The 21,347-nt window shown below is 61.3% G+C and carries 11 protein-coding genes (1 of these 11 cut by a window edge); 6 read left to right on the plus strand and 5 right to left on the minus strand.

Features of this window, described 5'->3' with window-relative positions; all coding sequences use genetic code 11:
- Positions 1 to 7,092: the 5' portion of a non-ribosomal peptide synthetase gene (locus HU718_RS17945; protein ID WP_186614914.1), read on the minus strand. The gene continues 5,925 nt to the left of window position 1, outside the view; the window shows 7,092 of its 13,017 coding nt (coding positions 1-7,092); it begins with the start codon at positions 7,090 to 7,092; the stop codon falls past the left edge of the window.
- A 257-nt stretch (positions 7,093 to 7,349) separates the two neighbouring features.
- Positions 7,350 to 13,757 (minus strand): non-ribosomal peptide synthetase, encoded by a 6,408-nt coding sequence (locus HU718_RS17950; RefSeq protein WP_186614911.1) that lies wholly within the window; start codon positions 13,755 to 13,757, stop codon positions 7,350 to 7,352.
- A gap of 477 nt (positions 13,758 to 14,234) precedes the next feature.
- Here HU718_RS17950 and HU718_RS17955 point away from each other — a divergent pair, with 477 nt between their 5' ends.
- The 4 genes from HU718_RS17955 (at position 14,235) to HU718_RS17970 (ending at position 17,699) form a co-directional block, all read left to right on the plus strand.
- Positions 14,235 to 15,029: a helix-turn-helix transcriptional regulator gene (locus HU718_RS17955; protein ID WP_150707254.1), complete on the plus strand. Its 795-nt coding sequence runs from the start codon at positions 14,235 to 14,237 to the stop codon at positions 15,027 to 15,029.
- A gap of 33 nt (positions 15,030 to 15,062) precedes the next feature.
- Complete coding sequence (locus HU718_RS17960) at positions 15,063 to 16,457, plus strand: efflux transporter outer membrane subunit (RefSeq protein WP_186614909.1); 1,395 nt, start codon at positions 15,063 to 15,065, stop codon at positions 16,455 to 16,457.
- Between the two features lie 157 nt (positions 16,458 to 16,614).
- Positions 16,615 to 17,220, plus strand: a complete 606-nt coding sequence (locus HU718_RS17965) for an SCO family protein (protein ID WP_008079652.1) — start codon at positions 16,615 to 16,617, stop codon at positions 17,218 to 17,220.
- Positions 17,220 to 17,699: a copper chaperone PCu(A)C gene (locus tag HU718_RS17970; RefSeq protein WP_186614906.1), complete on the plus strand. Its 480-nt coding sequence runs from the start codon at positions 17,220 to 17,222 to the stop codon at positions 17,697 to 17,699. The genes HU718_RS17965 and HU718_RS17970 overlap by 1 nt, the downstream gene beginning before the upstream one ends.
- A 79-nt stretch (positions 17,700 to 17,778) precedes the next feature.
- Here HU718_RS17970 and HU718_RS17975 read toward each other — a convergent pair whose 3' ends face one another.
- Positions 17,779 to 18,276, minus strand: coding sequence for a hypothetical protein (locus tag HU718_RS17975; protein WP_186614903.1), 498 nt, complete (start codon positions 18,274 to 18,276; stop codon positions 17,779 to 17,781).
- Positions 18,277 to 18,509: 233 nt separating this feature from the next.
- On the opposite strand from HU718_RS17975, the gene HU718_RS17980 reads away from it, so the two are divergent.
- Both HU718_RS17980 and HU718_RS17985 read left to right on the plus strand, forming a co-directional pair.
- A complete protein-coding gene (locus HU718_RS17980; protein WP_186614901.1) occupies positions 18,510 to 18,884 on the plus strand; it encodes a hypothetical protein in 375 nt (124 codons plus the stop codon).
- Positions 18,881 to 19,087, plus strand: coding sequence for a helix-turn-helix transcriptional regulator (locus tag HU718_RS17985; protein WP_110719896.1), 207 nt, complete (start codon positions 18,881 to 18,883; stop codon positions 19,085 to 19,087). The genes HU718_RS17980 and HU718_RS17985 overlap by 4 nt, the downstream gene beginning before the upstream one ends.
- A gap of 26 nt (positions 19,088 to 19,113) precedes the next feature.
- Here HU718_RS17985 and HU718_RS17990 read toward each other — a convergent pair whose 3' ends face one another.
- Together HU718_RS17990 and HU718_RS17995 are read right to left on the minus strand one after the other, a co-directional pair.
- Positions 19,114 to 19,818: a hypothetical protein gene (locus HU718_RS17990; protein WP_186614898.1), complete on the minus strand. Its 705-nt coding sequence runs from the start codon at positions 19,816 to 19,818 to the stop codon at positions 19,114 to 19,116.
- A 116-nt stretch (positions 19,819 to 19,934) separates the two neighbouring features.
- Entirely contained in the window at positions 19,935 to 20,951 is a 1,017-nt protein-coding gene (locus HU718_RS17995) for an ABC transporter substrate-binding protein (protein ID WP_186614896.1), read from the minus strand.
- Positions 20,952 to 21,347: the final 396 nt, after the last annotated feature.

The raw sequence follows: 21,347 nt of genomic DNA on the forward strand, positions 1-21,347 counted from the left end.
CGCCGGATCCTCGGCGTAGACCATGCGGATCAGCGGTGCCTGATTCAGATCGAGGCGGAAATGCCGGGCATCGAAACGCGCGTGCAACTGCTCGAGGATGTCTCCATCCTGCGCATCAAGCGACACTGGCTGGACGACCATCTGCGCCTGACGCCAGACCACTTGCTGCGGGCTCGGCAAACCTTCCCAGACCACGCTGGTGCGCAGAATGTCGTGGCGGGCGATGACCTGCTGCAAGTGCTCGGCAAAGGTTTGCAAACGTTCGAGGCTGTCGAAAGCCAGACGCGATTGCAGCAGGTACGGATCGCCCTGCTCAGCACTGAGATGGTGATAAAGAATGCCTTCCTGCAACGGTGCCAGCGGGTAGATATCCTGCACATTGGCGGCACCACCCGGTACCGTGGCGACGATACGATCGATACTGGCCTGATCCAGCGTGGTCAGGGTCAGCATATCCGGGGTGATGTGCGTGCAATCGGCCGCAATCAGATTGGCCGGCACTGCGATTTCCCGGCCACTGCCCAAGGCACGCGCCAGCGCGGCCAGACTCGGCTGGTTGAACAGCACCCGTACATCGGCGTTCAGACCGGCCTGACGCATGCGTTCGATCAGGCTCACCGCCAATAGCGAATGGCCGCCGAGTTCGAAGAAGTTGTCGTGACGGCCGATCTGTTCGATGTTGAGTACGTCGGCCCAGATCTGCGCCAACGCGATCTCGACCGGGCCTTGCGGCGCTTCATATTCACGGCTGAGCCACGCGTCCTGATCCGGCTCGGGCAAGGCTTTGCGGTCGAGTTTGCCGTGGGCCGTGAGCGGCAGGCTGTCCAGGCGCACGTAAGCGGCCGGCACCAGGGTGTCCGGTAGTCGCGCTTGCAGATGGCGGTGCAAGTCGCCGATCTCGACCTGCTCGATGTCAGTGAACCACGCAACCAGACGCCCGTCGCGTACCAGTACCACGCATTCGCGGACCGCGTCATGAGCGCTCAACGCGGCTTCGATTTCGCCGAGTTCAATGCGTACACCGCGCAGTTTCACCTGATCGTCATTGCGCCCCAGGTATTCGATATTGCCGTCGTCCAGCCAGCGCGCGAGGTCGCCGGTGCGGTACATCCGTGCGTGCGGCTCGTCGCTGAACGGGTCGTCGAGGAACTGTGCAGCGGTCAGTTCCGGACGATTCAGATAACCGCGCGCAACCCCGGCGCCACCGACATACAACTCGCCTTGCACACCGGTCGGCACCGGTTGTTGCTGGCGGTCCAGCAGATAGACTTTGGCATTGGCAATCGGCCGGCCAATGTGCAAAACCCGCCAGGGCTCGATACGCCCGGACGTCGCCACCACCGTGGCTTCGGTCGGGCCGTAGTTGTTGATCACATCGAACGTCTGATCCCGTGGGAACTGGCGCAATTTATCGCCACCGATCAGCAGCGTGCGCAGAGTCGGATGGCCCAGTTCGCGACTGAATGCGTATTCGGCGACCGGGGTCGGCAGAAAACTCACCTGCAATGGCTGAGTGCGCCACCACTCGAGTAATTCATCGAGGTGTTCGTTGCCGATTGAAGGCGGTGGCAGGCGCAAAGTCGCGCCGACGCACAACGCCGGCCAGACTTCCCAGGCCATGGCATCGAAACCGCAACCGGCAACACTGGCGGTGTGGCTGCCGGCGTGCAGATCGAAAGCTTCGGCGTGCCAGTGCACGAGGTTTTCCAGAGTGCGGTGCTCGACCATCACGCCTTTTGGCTGCCCGGTGGAGCCCGAGGTGTAGATCACGTAGGCCAGATTCGCCGGGGTCAGCCTCGACAGTGCCGGGTTGGTGTCAGGCAAGTGCCGCCAGTCGTTGGTGCCCAGATCGATCACGGGGACAGCGCCAAGCAGGTCGCGCGTCGAGGCCTGCGCCAGCACCGCGATCGGGTCGCTGTCCTGCAACAGGTAGGCGATGCGTTCTGCCGGGTAATCAGGATCAATCGGCACATAACCGGCGCCGGCCTTGAGAATCGCCAGCATTCCAACAAGCATGTCCGGGCCGCGACGCAGGCACAGCGCGACACGGTCGTCGACTTGAACGCCGAGGCCAATCAAGTGATGGGCGAGACGATTGGCGCGCTGATTCAGTTCGCGATAGCTGAGCTGTTGCTCGCCCTGCACCACCGCCAGCGCCTTGGGATGCGCCGTCACTTGTGCTTCGAACAGGCGCGGCACGGTCTGCGCCGGCGGGTAATCCCGACCGCTGATATTGAAGCCAACCAGCACCCGTTGCCGCTCGCCCGGCGACACGATCGTCAGTTGCTGCAACGGCGCCGTCGGCGTGTACTCCAGCGCCGTGACCAGACTGTACAACGCGGTTTGCAAGAAATCGCAGACTCGCGCACCGTCCACCTGCGGCACGGCTTGCACGTTCAGGCGGAAACCTTCGCCGAGGTCATCGACGCTGACCACCAGCGGATAATTACTACGCTCGCGCGAGCTGAGAATCTGCACGCCGTCCCACGTGACAGCGGCCGAATCCGGCGCACTGTGGCGGAAGTTGAACAAGGTGCTGAACAGCGCCTGCGACCCGGCGACACCACTGCAACGCTGGGCCAGTGCCAGCGAGGCTTGCTCATGGCCGAGCAACTGCGCCAGACGCGCATGGGTGGCACGCACGCCGCTCTCTACCGAATCCACCCCGACGCTGACGCGCAACGGCAAGGTGTTGATGAACATGCCCAACGCCCGATCAGCGCCCTCTCCGCCCTGCATGCGCCCCAGTAACACGGTGCCGAACACCACGTCTTGCTGGCCGGAAACCTGCGCCAAGACCTGAGCCCAGGCCTGATGCACCAGACTCGCGACGCTGACGCCCAGCCGCCGTGCCTGCTCACGCAGACGCTGGCCAAGGCTGGCGTCCAGCTCGGAATGACTGTCGAGGATCGCGCTGCCGTCGCCGTGCACGTCCTGCAAACCGAAGGCCACGGTGGGTTCGTCAATGTCAGCAAGCATTTCGCGGAAGAACGTCTCATGGGCCTGTTCATCGGCGCCGAGCCGCGCCTGCGCGACAAAGTGGCGGTACTGCACCGGCGGCGGCAGATCGCTGCTGACGCCGCGCATGACGTCGTTCATTTCCGCCACCAGCACATCCAGCGCGGTGTGATCGAGGACGATATGGTGCAGCAGGAGAATGCCGATCCAGCGGTTGTGCGGCTGATCTTCGGTGTAGATAAAGCGCATCAGCGGCGCGCGATTGAGGTCGAGACGATAGTGGCGTGGATCGAAACGCGCCTGCATCTGCTCGAGCACGTCGCCGTCGAGTTCGTCGGCATCGACGCGTTCCAACGCCAGTGGTGCTTCACGACAGACCACCTGTACGGCTTCTTCGAGCCCCTCCCAGACGATGCCGGTGCGCAGAATGTCATGGCGTTTGATCACGCCGTTCAAGGCACGAACAAAGTCTTTGATCTGCGCCAGACCGTCGAAGGCAAATTGCGCCTGCAACACATACGGATCGCCGGCGCTGGTGGCCAGATGGTGATAGAGAATCCCTGCCTGCAACGGCGCCAGCGCATAGATGTCCTGCACATTGGCGATGCCGCCCGGCACAGTTGCAACGACACGGTCGATCGCTGCTTGATCGAGATTGGCCAGCGGCAGCATCGCCGGAGTAATGCGTGTGCAACCCGGTTCGATCAGGTTGTCGGGAACGACAATCACACGCTCGTTGCTCAAGGTTGCCGCCAGCGCGGCCACGCTCGGCTGACCGAACAGTACGCGCACGTCGCAATGCAAATCCTGTTGGCGCATGCGTTCGATCAGCTTCACTGCCAGCAGCGAATGACCACCGAGTTCGAAGAAGTTGTCATGACGGCCGACCTGCTCGACACCGAGTAACGTCTGCCAGAGTCCGGCAATCAGGTTTTCCACGGCACCGACCGGCGCTTCGAAACCACGGTGGGCGAAGGCCTCGCTGTCCGGTTGCGGCAAGGCTTTGCGGTCAAGCTTGCCGTTGGTGGTCAGCGGGAAGGCTTCCAGGCGAACGAACGCGCTCGGCACCATGTAGTCGGCCAGCGTCGCCAGCAAATGATCACGCAATTGCGCCACATCAGGCGCCGCACCTTCGTCGGCCAGCCAGTAGGCGACCAGACGCTGATCGCCGGGGCTGTCTTCGCGGGCGATCACCACAGCTTCGCGCACGCCTTCGCAAGTAGACAGGCGCGCCTCGATCTCGCCCAGCTCAATACGGAAGCCGCGAATTTTCACCTGATCGTCATTGCGGCCGAGGTATTCGAGGCTGCCGTCCGCCGCCCAACGCGCAAGGTCGCCGGTTTTATACAACCGCGCCTCGGCGTTTGCGCCAAACGGATCATTGATAAAACGCTCGGCCGTCAGCGCTTCGCGATTCAGATAACCGCGCGCCACCCCGGCGCCGCCGACGTACAGCTCACCGATCACGCCGACGGGAACCGGTTCACGCTGCGCATCGAGGACATACAGTTGCAGGTCGGGAATGCGCACGCCAATCGGGCTGACGCCAAGCAACTGCGCGTCGGAGGCCTGCAACGGCCGATATGTCACGTGCACCGTGGTTTCGGTGATGCCGTACATATTCACCAGCCGTGTTCCGGCATTGCCGACCCGCGCATACCACGGTTTGAGCAAGCCCGGCTCCAGCGCTTCGCCGCCGAAAACCACTTCCCGCAAGGAATGCTGCAAGGTGCTGCGGCCCTGGGCGGCGATTAGTTGGCGGAATGCGCTCGGCGTCTGGTTGAGCACGGTGACGCCGGTTTCGCAGAGCAATGTATAGCAGTCGTCCGGCGAGCGGCTGACGGCTTGCGGGACCAGCAGCAATTGCCCGCCGAACGCCAACGCGGCCCAGATTTCCCACACCGAGAAGTCGAACGCGAAGGAATGAAACAGCACCCCGATGTCTTGCTGGTTGAACTGGAACCAGTCCTGGGTGGCAGAAAACAGCCGCGCCACGTTGCGGTGCTCGACCATTACGCCTTTGGGTAAACCGGTGGAGCCCGAGGTGTAGATCACGTACGCCAGATGCGCCGGGGTCAGCTCGGGGATCTGTGGATTGCTGTCGAATTCGGCCTTGAGGTGAGCGCTGTCGAGGTCGATCTGCGGCACCTTGAGAGCGGCTACGCGATCGCGGGTCGCAGCCTGCATCAGCAGCGCTGCCGGGGCGCTGTCCTGCAAGGTGAAGCTGATACGGTCCAGCGGATAGGCCGGATCGATTGGCACGTAGCCGGCGCCAGCCTTGAGCACGCCGAGCAGGCCAATGATCATCTGTGGGCCACGCTCGACGCAGATGGCCACGCGGTCGTCGGGGCGGATGCTGAGGGCCAGCAGATGATGGGCGACCTGATTGGCGCGACGATTGAGCTCGCCGTAGCTGAGCGTCTGCCCTTCGAAGATCAGCGCCGTGGCGTCCGGGCGGGCCTGTACATGGGCTTCGAATTGCTGGTGGATCAGCGGGGTGTCGGGGAACTGCGCCAGCGGCGAATTGCTGCCGTGCAGCAGGTGTTCGCGTTCGCTGGCGGGGAGGATTTTCAGCTCTTGCAGCGCCACATCGGCACTGGATTGCAGGGCTGCCGCCAGACTCTCCAGCGCCGCATTCAAGTAAGCGGCCATGCGCTCGGCACCCAGCGCAGCATCCGCCAGGGCGGTGATGCGCAAGTCCACGCCGAGGTCATCGATGTTGACGGTCAGCGGGTAGTTGGTGCGCTCGCGGGCGCCGAGCACCTGCACACCGGGGGCAATGTCGACCACGTCAGCGACTTCTTCGACGCTGCTGTGCCGGTAGTTGAGGATCGCGCTGAACAGCGGCGTCGGCACCGCGACGGCGCTGCAACGTTGGGCCAGGGCCAGCGAGGCCTGCTCGTGCGCCAGCAACGCAGTCAGGCGCTGATGGGTCGCCCGCACGCCGGCGCGCACGCTTTGCGCGCCGACATCAACGCGCAGCGGTAAGGTGTTGATGAACATGCCCAACGCCTGCTCGCCGCCCTCGCCCGCGTCCATCCGCCCCAGCAGTACGGTGCCAAACACCACCGCCGTGCGCCCGGATAATTGCCCCAAAACACGTGCCAGCGCCAGATGCGTCAGGCTCGCGACACTCACGCCCAACTGCCGCGCCTGCTCGCGCAACTGCCGGCTCAAGTGGCTGTCGAGCATCAACGCGGCTTCCTCGATGGTGTGGCCGTCGCCCTGTACATCCTGCAAACCACACGGCAGCGTCGGCTCGTCGATATCGGCGAGCATTTCGCGGAAAAACGCTTCCTGCGCCTGCTCACTGCCGGCACTGCGTGCCTTGGCCAAGTGATCACGATACGGCACCGCCGCTGGCACTTGCGCAGTCTGCCCGAGCAGACAGGCCTGAACTTCCCGGCGCAGCACATCCAGTGCCACGTGATCCATGATCATGTGATGAAACAGCAACAGCGCAACGACGCGGCCCTGAGCCGGATCCTGCGCATAGACCATGCGCAGCAGTGGCGCTTGCTGCATGTCGAGGCGGAAGTGCTGCGGGTCGTGGCGTTCGAGCAGTTGCGTGAGCACGTCTCGGTCGCTGTCGACGGTAATTGCCTGACACACCAGCGGCGCCTCGCGCCAGACCACTTGCACCGCCTCGTCGAGGTACTCCCAGACAAATGAGGTGCGCAAAATATCGTGCCGCTTGACCACCCAACGCAGCGCGTCGGCGAAGGCGTTGAGGCGCTCCTGACTGTCGAACACGAAACGCGCCTGCGAGATGTAAGGGTCACCGGCAGCGGCCGAGAGGTGGTGATAGAGCATGCCCTCCTGCAACGCGGACAACGGATAAATGTCCTGCACGTTGGCGGCGCCACCCGGCACCGTGGCAACGATGCGGTCAAGGGTGTGCTGATTCAGCGTCACCAGCGGCAGCATGTCCGGGGTGATGCGAAAGGCCGGGCTCAGCCAGTCACCGCCGTGTTGGGCAACCAGCTCCAGCAGTTGCGCCTTGTGCGCCGCGAGGCTGTCCCACAACGCGTCATCCAGCGCGTCGTCGCTGCCCAGAATGACCAGGTCTTCATCTTCCTGTTGAAGGCGGATCGCATGGGTGGAAATGGCAGCCATCAGTTCGCTGAAATGCATGAGGTAACCTGCTGTAAATACGGAAAAAAGGAGCGCGCAGCAGCGAGTCCGTGCACGCGGCGCGCAGCCTGGAAAAACTAAAACATCGGGGCGTGGGTGTCTGACATGGGAAGCGGGGACAAGCCGTGCGCTTGAGCACCGCAAGCCCCCTGTGGGAGCGAGCCTGCTCGCGAAAGCGGTGTGTCAGTCGACATCAACGTTGACTGAACCAACCCCTTCGCGAGCAGGCTCGCTCCCACAGGGTTTGTGTCCGACGGTCAGAGACGACGCTTGCGGTTGAGGTTGGGGATGGTGGTCTGGGCGATCTCGACCTGCTTGGCCTGTCGCGAGGTCTGTGCCGCCAGCGCGGCCAGCGTCGGCTGGCTGAACAGTGTCCGCGCGTCGACATGCAGGCCGGCCAGACGCATGCGCGCGACCAGACTGACCGCCAACAGCGAATGCCCGCCCAGTTCGAAGAAGTTGTCGTGCCGCCCGACCTGCTCGACGTTGAGCACCTGCGCCCAGATCTGCGCCAAAGCACTTTCCACGTCGCCTTCGGGCGCCTCGTAAGGACGGCTGAGCAACGCCTCCGCCCCCGGTTCCGGCAACGCCTTGCGATCGATTTTGTCGTTGGGCGTCAAGGGCAGCGCCGCCAGCATCACGTAAGCGCCAGGCACCATGAATTCCGGCAACTGCGCCAACACATGTGCTCGCAATGCTTCCAGCGTCGGTGCAGCCTGCTCGGCCCGCACGCTGTAATAAGCCACCAGCCGCTCATCGCGCACCAGCACCACCGCTTCGCGAATGGCCGGATGTTCGAGCAGCCGCGCTTCAATCTCGCCCAGCTCAAGACGAACCCCGCGCAGCTTGACCTGAAAGTCGTTGCGCCCGAGGAATTCGAGGTTGCCATCGGCCCCGTAACGCACCAGATCACCGGTGCGATACAAGCGATCACCGTTCACGAACGGGCTGTCGATAAAGCGTTCGGCCTGCAATTGCGCCAGTCCCAGATAGCCGCGCGCCACGCCCACCCCGCCAATGTGCAAATGCCCACTGACGCCAATCGGCACCGGTTGATCGCAGCCATCGAGGACATACAGCCGCGTGTTGCTCAGCGCCTTGCCGATCGGCACCAGCGTCGGCGGCACCGGCTCGCCGGGCTCCAGCGTCCAACCGCTGCTGTCGACCGTGGTTTCGGTCGGCCCATAGACGTTGTGCAGACGCACCCACGGCAGGCGCTCGCGCACTTGCCGGGCCAGGGCGACGGTCAACTCGCCGCCACCGTTAAGCACGTCGGTGAGGCTGGTGCACTGGCTGACATCGTCCTGCTCGATGAACTGCTGCAACAAGGCCGGCACGAACTTGACCACGGTAATGTTCTGTTCGCGGATCACTTGCGTGACATAAGCCGAATCGCGATTACCGTCGGCCCGCGCCAGCACTAGGCGCATGCCCGAGCACAGCGGCCAGAAGATCTCCCACACCGAACTGTCGAAACTGTACGGGGCCTTTTGCAGCAACGCGCCGGTTTCAGTCGGCGGCGACAACTGCGAGCCCCAGTGCACCATGTTGCAGGCACTGCGGTGCTCGATCATCACGCCCTTCGGCGTACCGGTGGAGCCGGAGGTGTAGATCATATAGGCCAGATTCGTCGCGCCGAGACCCGGTACCGGATTGTCGTGCGGCTGGTCCTGCCAGGTGCCGAGGTCGAGATCGATCAGCGGCACGCCGGGCTCGCCGAGCAGATCGCGCGTCGCCGCGTGCACCAGCAGCGCGACCGGTGCGCTGTCTTGCAACATGTAGTTCAGGCGTTGCAGCGGATAATCCGGATCGAGCGGCACATAGGCGCCGCCCGCCTTGAGAATGCCCAGCAAACCGATCACCAGCTCAGGCCCGCGCTCGACGCAGATCGCCACCCGTGAATCCGGCTGTACGCCGAGTTCGCGCAGATGATGGGCCAGGCGGTTGGCCTGCTCGTTGAGCTGGCGATAGGTCAGGTGCTGTTCGGCGAATTGCACGGCGATGGCATTCGGTTTGCGCTGCACCTGTTGTTCGAACAGCGCCTGCAGCGGCTGGTCCATCGGGCAATCGACTGCCGTATCGTTGAACTCGATCAGCAGCCGTTGCAGTTCTTCCTGCGGTAACAACGACAGGCTATTCAGCGGCCGCTGCGGCGTGGTCTCCAGCGCTTCGACCAAACCGTTCAGCGCCGACTGCACATAACTGCAAATTCGCAGCGCGCCGATGTTCGACAACGTTCGGGTGGTCAGGCGTAAGCCCGTGCCAAGGTCATCGACACTCAGAGTAAACGGGTAATTGGTGCGCTCCTCGTTGGCCAGGGTTTCGATGCCCTGCCAGGTTTGCCGGGAGGTTTTTTGCTCGACATCATCGCTGTGCCGATAGTTGAGCAAGGCACTGAACAACGGCGCCGGCGCGGCAACGCCACTGCAACGTTGAGCCAGCGCCAAAGAAGCGTGTTCATGGGCGAGCAAAGCGGTCAGGCGTGCATGGGTGGATTTCACCGCTGCGCGCGCGCCCTCGCCGACATCGACCCGCAGCGGCAAGGTGTTGATAAACACTCCCAGCGCCCGGTCGGCCCCCGCGCCGCCCTGCATGCGGCCCATCAGCACCGTGCCGAACACCACGCTTTGCTGGCCAGATGTCGCCGCCAATACTTGCGCCCAAGCGAGGTGGATCAGGCTGGCGACGCTGACGCCGGCCAGACGCGCCTGCTGTTGCAGACGTTGATACAGATCGCTCGTCAGGGTTTGCTCGGCTTCTTCGATGTTGCTGCCGTCGCCCTGCACATTCTGCAAAGCGAACGGCAAGGTTGGCTCGTCGATGTCGGCGAGCATCTGGCGGAAAAACGCTTCATGCTCCTGTTCACTGACACCCAGTCGCGTCTGCGCCACATAATTGCGGTACGGCACCGGTGCCGCCAGCGGTTCAGCGCTCCCGGACAGGCAGGCGTGGATTTCTTCGCGCATCGCCTCCAGCGCGATGTGATCCATCGCCAAATGATGGAACAGCAAGATGCCGACCACCCGGTTATGCGCCGGGTCTCGGGCATACATCAGGCGCACCAGCGGTGCCTGACTGACGTCGAGGCGATAACGCCGCGCGTCGAAGCGTGCGTGCAACTGATCGATGATTGCGCCGCCAGCAGGGTCAAGCTCGACTTCCTGCACCGGCAAAATGGCCTCGCGCCAAACGACCTGAACCGCTGACGTCAGCCCTTCCCAAACCACCGCCGTACGCAGGATGTCGTGCCGTGCGATAACCGCGCGCAACGCAGCGGCGAAGGCTTCGACCCGCTCAAGGCTGTCGAACGCCAGCAGTGATTGCAGCAGGTATGGATCGCCCTGCGCAGCGGTGATGTGGTGATAGAGAATGCCTTCCTGCAACGGCGCCAACGGGTAGATGTCCTGCACATTGGCGGCGCCACCCGGCACCGTCGCAACGATGCGTTCGATCATCGCCTGATCCAGTTGCACCAGTGGCAGCAGCTCTGGCGTGATGTGCGTGCAATCGGCGGCAATGCGATTGGCCGGCACTTCGACTTCGCGGCCGCTGCCCTCCGCTGCAGCCAATGCGGCCAGTGTTGGTTGGCTGAACAACACGCGAACATCGCTGCTCATGCCAATCTGGCGCATGCGTTCGATCAGGCCGACGGCGAGCAAAGAGTGGCCGCCCAGCTCGAAGAAATGGTCGTGACGCCCTACCCGCTCGACTTGCAGGACCTCGGCCCAGATCTGCGCCAAGGCGATTTCGACGTCACCTTGTGGCGCCTCGTATTGTCGCCGGATCAGCGCTTCCGGCCCCGGTGCCGGCAACGCCTGGCGATCAAGTTTGCCGTTGGCGGTCAGCGGCAACGTCGCCAAGCGGATGTAGGCGGCCGGTAGCATGGCGGCTGGCAAACGCGATGTCAGGTGCGCATGCAGTTGCAGGATGTCCAGCGCTTCACGCTCGGTGAACCACGCCAACAGTTGGCCGTCGCGCACCAGCACCACGGCTTCCTGCACCGCGTCATGGCTGGCCAGTGCCGCTTCGATTTCGCCCAGTTCGACGCGCACACCACGGACTTTCACCTGATCATCGTTACGACCGATGTACTCAAGGTTGCCATCGGCGCGCCAGCGGGCGAGATCGCCGGTGCGATACATGCGCGCATCCGGCTGCGCACTGAACGGATCGTTGAGGAAGCGTTCGGCCGTCAGATCCGGACGATTCAGGTAACCCCGGGCAACCCCGGCGCCGCCGACATACAGCTCGCCGATGATGCCGATCGGCACCGGACGCAGCTGATCATCGAGCAAATACGCCGTGGCATTGCTCACGGGTTTGCCGATGTGCAACGCCTGCCCCGGTGTGATCAACCCCGACGTGGCGACCACCGTGGCTTCGGTCGGGCCATAGTTGTTGACCACCGCAAAAGACTGCGCACGGTTGAACTGGCGCAGACGATCACCGCCGATCAGCAAGGTGCGCAAGGTCGGGTGATCGAGTTGCTTACTGAAGGCATATTCGGCAATCGGCGTTGGCAGGAAGCTGACATCCAACGGCTGCGCCCGCCACCAGGCGAGCAGCGCGTCGATGTCTTCGTTGCCTTCGCTCGCGGGTGACAAATGCAGCGTCGCCCCGGCACACAACGCCGGCCAGACCTCCCACGCCATCGCGTCAAAACCGAAGCCGGCCAGACTCGAGGTGTGCTGCCCGGGAGCGAGTCCGAATGCCGCGCAATGCCAGTCGACCAGATTGCCCAACGTGCGGTGTTCGACCATCACGCCTTTGGGCAAGCCGGTTGAACCTGAGGTGTAAATCACATAAGCGAGGTTGTTCGTGGCCAACCCCGGCAGGTCAGGATCGGTCGTGTTGTCGAGCGACCATTCTCGGCGATCAAGCTCGATCACTGGCAGCGCTGTGGCGGGCAAGCGATCACGCAAATCACTTTGCGTCAGCAGCGCGACCGGAGCACTGTCGCCGAGCAAATAACTCAGGCGCTCGGGCGGATGCGCCGGGTCAATCGGCACATAAGCAGCACCAGCCTTGAGAATCGCCAGTAGCCCGATCAATGTCTCCAGGCTCCTGCGCGCGATGATCGCCACGCGGTCATCCGGCCGTACACCGAGGCCCAGCAGATGATGGGCCAACGCATTGGCTTGCTGGTTCAGCTCGGCATAGCTCAGGGTTCGTCCCTGATACGTCGCGACCACCGCGTCCGGTTGTTCGGCCACTCGGGATAAGAATCGCTGATGAATCAGTGGGCCTTGCGGATAACTGACGCGGGTGTTGTTCCACTCATTGAGCAGAATGAGCTCTGCCGGGCTATTGAGGTTGAAATCGGCGATCGCCAGTGCCGGGCATTCCAGACCCTGCTCCAGTATCAACAACAAGCGCTCGGTCAACGACGCGATCTCGTCTGCCGAGAAATAGGCCGGCGAGTACACCAGATGCAGCCAGGCCTTGTCGTTGTAACGGTTGCTGCGCAGGTGAAGGGCCAGCGGTGTCGCCTCGTGCTGGTTGGAGACCTTGACCGAGTGTCCCGACGCCTCACCGTAGCGATAATCATGGTCGTCCTGCTCGTAGGACACCGACAACTCGAACAGTTGCGCTCGGTCTTCACGCAACAGACCCAGCGCGCGGTTCATCTCGCTTAGCGGGTAGCGTTGATGGCGAAAATCCTGCTTCAGGCTATCGCCGATTGCCTTGATCAATTGGCCAAATGACAGCGCCCGGCCAAAGCCCATGCGCATTGCACTGACCTGGGTGAACAAGCCCAAGGTGCTTTTAAAGCGGGCACCGGAACGATTGAGAATCGGCAAACCGACCACCCACTCGTCACGCTGGGCGGTACGACTGAAATACACATGCAGCGCCGCCAGCAACACGTGAAACGCCGAGCCACCGAATTGTCGCGCGCAATCTTTCATGCGCTCGTGCAGCACGGCAGGAAAAGCCTCGACGTGGATGCGACTGGGCGCCGCTTCAGGCTCAAGGGGTTCGCGATGACGGGGAATCAACAAGGGTTCAGGCAGGCGGCGGTACTTGTCCAGCCAGTAGCGTTGATCGCGCTCATAGCGAGGTGACTGATGGTAGCGCGCGTCATCTTCGATAAAGCCGACATAGGACGGTGCCGCCCTGCGCGGATGCTCGCCACGGCACAACGCGCTGTAGATCTCGCCCACCGACTTGAACAGCAGCGCGAACGCCCAGCCATCGATGATTAAGTGATGGGCCTGGGCCGCCAACCAGTGGCGATGCCGATCGAGGCGAATCAGGCTGAAACGGAACAACGCTTGCCCGCTCAACACAAAGGCCTGCGTCATCTGCGCTTCGACCAGCGCCCGGGCTGCCGACCGCGGATCGGGTTGCCCGCTGACATCATGCACCGGCATGACCACCCGCAGCGCCTGCGCAAACCCTTGCAACGGCAACCCATCGTGACCAACGTCCGAGAGCAGAACAATGCGCAAGGCGTCGTTCGCTGCCACCAGAGATTCAAGCGCCGATTGCAGCAATGCCGGATCCAGCGGCCCGCTCAGTTCGACGTAACCGCCAATGTTATACAGCGGCGAATCACCGCGGCTGAGTTGGTCCAGCCAGATATCCCGTTGGGCGGCAGTCAGCGCGAATGTCTCGACAGGCACGGACAGATCGCCCGCCACGTTGGCAGAAGTAGGCTGCATAAGATCCTTCTCATGAAATTTTGCCGGTATTCAAGCATCGGCCCCGCCACCGACATGACACCTGAAACCCGGACAACCAACACCCTGATATGCGCCATCGGCGTGGTTATCGCAGGCAACGTCTAAAAATTCGGAGAGGAAATACTGAAAAGCTTGTAGGAAAAAAACCACATACCAGCGCCGCCATTTGCCCGAGCGCTGCCGATCAGAATTCACCATCACCCGGTTTTCCGGGGCCTGAGCGTGACTGAACAGTCACGCTCGCCGTTACGCCGGTGTTCAACACCGTCAGAACCCCGGCGCCAACAATCAGAAATAGTGGCACTTTGTGTCCCTGTTTTCCCCTACAGACGTAGGACAAATCCATAGGCTTAAATCCCGCTCCAGATCGTGTTCAAGGAGAAATGACGGCGTGGGCGGTTTTTGCAGAGACGGCAGACGATTCAGTGAGGGTTCTGAACCAGGGATGACAAGGATATGAATCTGACCGGCAGTATTCGCAATATGGAAAACCCGCACTTCTATTGGCAACTGGGGGAACTGATCGCAAGCACGGGCGATGATCACTTCGCCACGAACATGTTTCAGTTGGTGGACACGTTGGTGCCGGTCAATCGGGTCGATCTTAGTGAATGGACGCTCGATGAACGTCAGGCCAGCGTGGTTGAAATCAAGCCGTTGGGCAGTGCCGGCTTACCGCAGACTTTCCCCCCGCCCGATCCGCTGGAGAGACTGGACGATCATCCGTTGTTGCAGAAAATAATCGAAATGAATGACTCGTTGCTGATTCAGTTGAAAGCCTCACTGCTACCGCGTCATCCACAGCACAGCGTGCATCAGTGCAACCTGGTGTCGCGCACTTCAAACCGCCGCTGCGTCATCTCGTTTTACCGTCCGCACACCCAGCGAGTTTTTTCTCTGCCGGAGCTGTCGTTTCTCAAGCGCCTGTCCGACACCCTGCTGCCGCTGATAGAACGACATGCGCAAATCAGCCGACAATCCCTCGCCAAACAGCCACGCCAACCCTTGGCCGAGCTGGATCAGGCTCCGCTGGCGCAAGTATTCGATGAGCGCCTGGCGATCAGCGACATCGCCTTGTCGGTGCGTGAGAAAGAAGTCTGCCTGGGCCTGCTGACCGGCGGCACCGTGCCGCAAATGGCGGAAAAGCTGCGGGTGAAAAACAGTTCGATCGAGACGTACCTGAAACGCGCCACGGCCAAACTCGGCGTCAGTGGCCGCCATGGTCTGGCGAAATGGATGGCCGGGGCCTGAGCACAACGCTCTTTACATGCATGAGGCAGTTCGATGTTTACGTTGCGACTTTCCCTGCTGTCCATCGCGGTGCTGATGGGCGGCTGTTCATTGATTCCCGAGTATCAGCGCCCCGCTTCCCCCACCGCCGCGCAGTATCCGACAGCAACGCAGGCTGCAACGGGCAGCGAGGACTGGCGCACACTGTTCACTGACCCGGCGCTGCAACAGTTGATCGAAAGCGCGCTGGTCAACAACCGCGACCTGCGCGTGGCGGCCCTCAACGTCGAAGCCTTCCAGGCGCAGTACCGCATTCAGCGCGCCGACCTGTTCCCGGCGGTGTCGGCTAATGCCAACGAGCTGCGCCAGCGCATGCCGCCGAGCGTGACCCAGGGCAAGGCGCTGATCAATTCGACGTACTCGGCCAACCTCGGTATCAGCGCCTATGAGCTGGATTTCTTCGGTCGCGTACGCAGCCTCAGTGAGCAGGCGTTGCAGACCTGGCTCTCGACTGAAGAGGCGCGGCGCAGTGCCGAGCTGAGTCTGGTCGCCAACGTCGCCAACGCCTACCTGACCTGGCGTGCCGATCAGGAGCTGCTGGTTCTCACTCGCGAGACCCTCGCCGCCGATGAACAGAGCCTGCACCTGACCACCCGCAACCGCGAGGCCGGCAAGTCGTCGGCGCTGGAGCAGGCGCAGGCGCAGACCAGCGTCGACAGCTCACGGGCCAATCTGGCGCGCTATCAACGTCAAGTCGCCCAGGACCTCAACAGCCTGACCTTGCTGGTCGGCGCACCGGTGCCGGACGCCCTGCCCGGCCGTCCGCTGGCCAGCGATCTGGTGCAACAACTGCCGGCCGGGCTGCCTTCGGATTTGTTGCAACGGCGCCCGGACATTCTTCAAGCGGAATACAAACTGAAAGCCGCCAACGCCAATATCGGCGCAGCGCGGGCGGCGTTTTTCCCCAGTGTCAGCCTGACGGCGAATGCCGGCACCTCCAGTCGTGACCTGTCCGGATTGTTCGGCGGCGGCTCGGGCGCGTGGATGTTTCAGCCACAGATCAGCCTGCCGATCTTCAATGCCGGCAGCCTGCGCGCGAGTCTCGATTATTCGAAGTTGCAGAAAGATGTCGCGGTGGCCGAATACGAAAAATCCATTCAAACCGCGTTTCAGGAAGTCGCCGACGGCCTCGCTGCACGCAGTACCTATCAGCAGCAATTGCAGGCGCAGCGCGATCTGGTCGCGGCCACCCAGACCTACTACAACCTGGCGCAGAACCGCTATCAGAATGGCGTCGACAGCAGCCTGACGTTCCTTGATGCGCAGCGTTCGCTGTTCAGTTCGCAGCAGGGTCTGATCACCGATCGCCTCGCGCAACTGGTCGCCGAGGTCAATCTGTACACCGCGCTGGGCGGGGGCTGGAGCGTTGAGGATTCGCGGGTGCAGTGAGTCCGTCGTCACTTTTTCTTACACCTTTTGTCGCTCGATCCTGTGCCGTGCGGCGATCCGTGGCCGGCCTCTGCCCTCAGTTTGGTATCATGCGCCGCTTTTACGGTTAACCCCCCGCCAGTCCTGCTGACTGACGGGCTGCAAAAGGCGGTATTAGATGACGGCTTTGTTGACTCGCCGCAAGGTGCTTGCGGGAATGGGCGTGCTCGGGCTCGGCCTGCTCGCCGGCTGCGACACCCGCGGCCAACTGTCGTACAAGTACGGCAAGGATCTGAGTAACAAGATCATGGGGCGCACCTTCAAACTGAAGAACACCGATGGCGAAACCATGACGCTGTCGAGCTTCCGCGGCATGATGCCGATGGTCTTCTTCGGCTTTACCCAGTGCCCGGCAGTCTGCCCGACCACCCTCGCCCGCGCGGCGAAAATCAAGAAACTGATGGGCGCCGATGGCGACCGTTTGCAGGTGATCTTCATCAGCCTCGATCCCGAGCGCGATACGCCAGAAATCCTCGACGCTTACATGAAAGCCTTCGACCCGACCTTCGTTGCGCTGTACGGCACGCTTGAGGAAACCGCAGCCACGGCCAAGGAATTCGACGTGTTCTACGAGAAAGTCCCGGCCGGCGACACGTACACCATCTCGCACACCGCCACCAGTTACGTTTACGACTCCAACGGCGGCTTGCGCCTGGGTCTGTCCACCTCGCTTTCGGCAGAACAATGCACGGAAGATTTGCTTACTGTTATGGAGGTTTGCTGATGCAACCTGTTCTGAACCACCTCAAACGCGCTGTCATCGGTCTGTCTCTGCTGGGTCTGGCATTCCAGGCGACCGCAGCGACCAAAGTCGACGATGCCTGGGTCCGTGCCACCGTGCCGACCCAGTCCGCCAGCGGCGCGTTCATGACCCTCACCGCCGACAGCGACAGCAAGCTGCTCAGCGTCGCCACCCCAGCGGCCCGAGACGTGCAGATCCACGAAATGACCATGAAGAACGACGTCATGAGCATGGGCCCGGTGAAGTTCGTCGAGCTGCCAGCCGGCAAAGCCGTGAAGCTTGATCCTAACGGCTACCACGTGATGCTGATGGGCCTGACCGCTCAGCTGAAGGAAGGCGACAGCGTGCCGCTGACCCTGACCGTGGAAAACGCCAAGGGCGTGAAAGAGACCATTGAAGTTAAAGCGCCGGTGCGCGCGCTGACCAACATGGAAGGTCACGATCACAGCAAAATGCACTGATCTGACTGAGCGGCAATAAAAAAGGGGCGGCCTGATCGATGATCAGGCCGCCCCTTTTTTGTTTTTGATGTGTGCCGAATTAACGATTGCGAGCCAAAGCCCTGCGCACGCTTTCCCGTGACATCCGCGAGCCGGAACGGGGCACGGCTTCAACAACGGTTGCCTTGGCCAACTGTTCCTTGCGCTTTTCCACCTCACGCCACTGGTAACCGAGATATCCGCCTGCCGCCACAATCCCCAGCCAACCGAACACCGAACTGACAAAGAACCACAGCGCCAGTGTGATCCACACGGTTTTCGAGGTGAACAACTTCAAACTGTCATCGACAGGCGGCGGTTCCTCCGGTTCAACCGCTGCCTGCGTCACCGGTACTCTATGCACCCCATCCAGATCAATGCGCCAAGCGAAGTCCGCCCCGGCCACCGGAATGTCTAGCTGATTGCCTTCAGCACGATGCACCCGAATGTCGCCATCGACGAGCGACATGGAGCTGAAACTGATCTGGGCTTCATAGTGAATCTCGCCGTGGACCTGGGTCATGACCGTTCGTTTTTGGTCAATGGGGGTGTCGCGCATGTCGATTCCTTGAGCGTTCCACGTCGGACGACGTGCGAAGGGATAATCCGTTGGGCTCGAATGCTACTGAGTGGTTATTACGCTGTCCAGAAAGCGTGACCCTAAGCTGCAGACCTACGCGAAATCCTCCGGCATGAGTATGTTCGCGGCTACCAGCCATGATGGAAAGCGTGCTTTACATCGGATAAGTCTTCGGCGACCATGTAAAGGGTCTTTTACATAGGAAGTAAAGAATGAACCGGTACTACCTCGAATTGGGCGCTGCATTAATCATCTACATGCTGGTCCTGACAGCTTCATTGATTGCCTCGCAATACCTGATGGACGCCCCCATCGTGCTGCGCTCGGCCGTCGCACTGACCCCGATCCTTCCAGCAGGCCTGATGTGCTGGGCCATCGTGCGCAATATGCGGCGCATGGACGAAATGCATCTGCGCATCCAGTTCGAAGCCTTGGGGTTTGCCTTCGCCGCCTCGGCACTGTTGACCTTCAGCTACGGTTTTCTGGAAAACGTCGGCGCTCCGCACATTCCGTGGACGTGTGTGTGGCCGGTGATGGGGCTGATGTGGATTGTCGGCCTGCAAATTGCGCGACGCCGCTACCAATGAAAAACCGCCTCAAGGAATTGCGCGCCGAGCGCAAATGGTCGCAAGTCGATCTGGCAGAACGCCTGAACGTGTCGCGCCAGACCATCAACGCGATTGAAAACGAACGCTACGACCCGAGTCTGCCATTGGCTTTTCAGATTGCCCGGGCGTTCGAGATGCCGATTGAAAGCATTTTTGATGATGGCGAACCTGCGCGCGACTGACCGTCGCACGCGGCTCGACGACGTGCTCAGCCGTTGCGTGACAACGCCTTGCGCACATTGATGCTGGTCACGGCTGCGGGCTGGGTCGGTGCCTGCACCTCGGGCTGATCGGGCGCTTGTGCCTGGGCAGGTTGCGGTGCGTGATATTGGCTTTCGACCCGCTGATTCAATTGGGCAAGAAAGCTATCCAGTGCCGTGATCAGCAGCTTCTTGCGCTTGGAGCCTTTGACGCACTGATAAATGTAGTAGCCCGCCCCCACCAGAAAACCCAGTACGCCTGAAACGAAACCGATGCCGACCCACAAGACAAAAGCAATCAGCAAAGGCTTCCAGCGAAACGGTGACAGTTCGAGTTCGGTGTTCAGCGCCTTGCCATCGCGAATCTGATATGTCTTGGCTGAGGTCTGGTTTTGCAGGTGAGTGTGCAAAACGGTCTTGCCATCGTTGCTGACGGCGCTGATCAGCGAAATGTCCTGCCCGCTGCGCAGAGGAATATCGAGACCGCGCAAATGGATATCGTGTTCGATGCCGTCGGCCGTTTTGATCCAGAACTCATGATTGACGACCAACACAGTGTTGATCTGAAGTGCGACAGATTGGCCAAGGCTGTTGACTTGTCCGTTACCACCGGTGGAGGTGATGTGGGTTTCGCTCATTTTTTCGCTGCCCACCACTTCACCGCTCAACACAGTGAAGTCAACGGTCAGATCGCCATGGGTGAACTTGTGCATTGGGGGTCCTTGATGCGTCGGCCGACGTTCGGGATAGAAATCCATAAGCCGCGAATGCTACTAAGTGGCCATCTCCCTGTCCAGAACGCCACGCCCCCTCGTCATCAATCGCCCACTTAGCTCCCCGCGCCACCATGCGCCTCTTCAAAAAAGTAATCCTTCCAGCTGTCAGCCTTGTTCTTCAGTACGCCCAGCTCCTGCAACTTCTCGGCGTAGATAAAGGTGCGCTGCGGCACCACGGTGAAATCGATTTCCGGGTCCTTGACGATTTGCTCAACCAGGGCCAGCGGCAACTTCGACTGTTCGACACGAATGTACGCCTGAGCCGCCGCCGGTTTGTCGGCCTTGATGATCTTCTCGGCCTCGGCCAGCGCGTCGTAGAACGCCTTGTAGGTTTTCGGGTTTTCGTCGTGGAATTTTTCCGTGGTGTAGAGCACGTTGAACGTCGCCTGGCCGCCGAGCACGTCATAAGAGCTCAGCACTTTGTGCACGTTGGGATTCTGCAACGCCTGATACTGGAACGGCGGGCTGGAGAAGTGCGAGTTGATTTCCGAGCCGCCGGCAATCAGCGCCGCCGTCGCATCGGGGTGCGGCAGGCTGACCGAGATGTCGTCGAATTTCTTGTACTGTGCATCACCGAATTCCTTGGCGGTTTCGATCTGCAAGGTGCGCGACTGGAAGCCTACGCCGGCGGCAGGCACGGCAATCCGGTCCTTGTCGGTGAAGTCCTTGAGGGTCTTGATGTTCGGATTGTTGGTCAACAAATAGTTGGGCATCGAACCCAGCGCGGCAATGGCTTTGACGTTCTGTTTGCCTTTGGTGCGATCCCACACGGTGAGCATCGGCGGGACACCAGCAGACACCACGTCGAGCGAGCCGGTGAGCAACGCTTCGTTCATCGCCGTGGCACCGGAGATGCTGTTCCAGTCGACCTTGATGTCGAGGCCCTGCGCCTTACCGTGTTTTTCGATGAGGTTCTGATCGCGTACCACATCGAGAATCAGATAACCGATACCGAATTGCTGGGCGATGCTGATCTTGCCTTCGGCCTGAGCGCCGGTGCTGAACAACGCACTCGCCGCCAGAGAAGTGGCCAGCAGAGTCAGTGCAGAACGTTTGAACGGTGTGGCCATGACAACCTCGCAGCATGGGGTGGTTTGCTGAAAGGCCTGACTTTATAGATATAAAAAACAGAAATTAAATATCTTTATCGCATATCGATAGCACGGGTTGTTGAGCGGAATGAGGATGAGAGCTTTTGATTCCGGGTTCCGATAACAAGATCAAAAGATCGCAGCGTGCCGCAGCTCCTACATTGGAATTCGGTGGCGGCTCGAAGGGTTAAACAGCCTGAAACAATAAATCTACCAGCCTCGATATCGTCGATTGCCGTGTGACCCGAGGGCCGGTCAGGGCTGCAGACGCGCCATCACCTTCGAAAGCCCGCGCACCAACGCATCAGTTGAGCGTTTAAAAGGGCGATCAGACAGCCCACCCTTGGTATCATCGCGCACACTTTTATGACGATT

It is taken from the genome of Pseudomonas tensinigenes (assembly GCF_014268445.2).
GTDB lineage: Bacteria > Pseudomonadota > Gammaproteobacteria > Pseudomonadales > Pseudomonadaceae > Aquipseudomonas > Aquipseudomonas tensinigenes.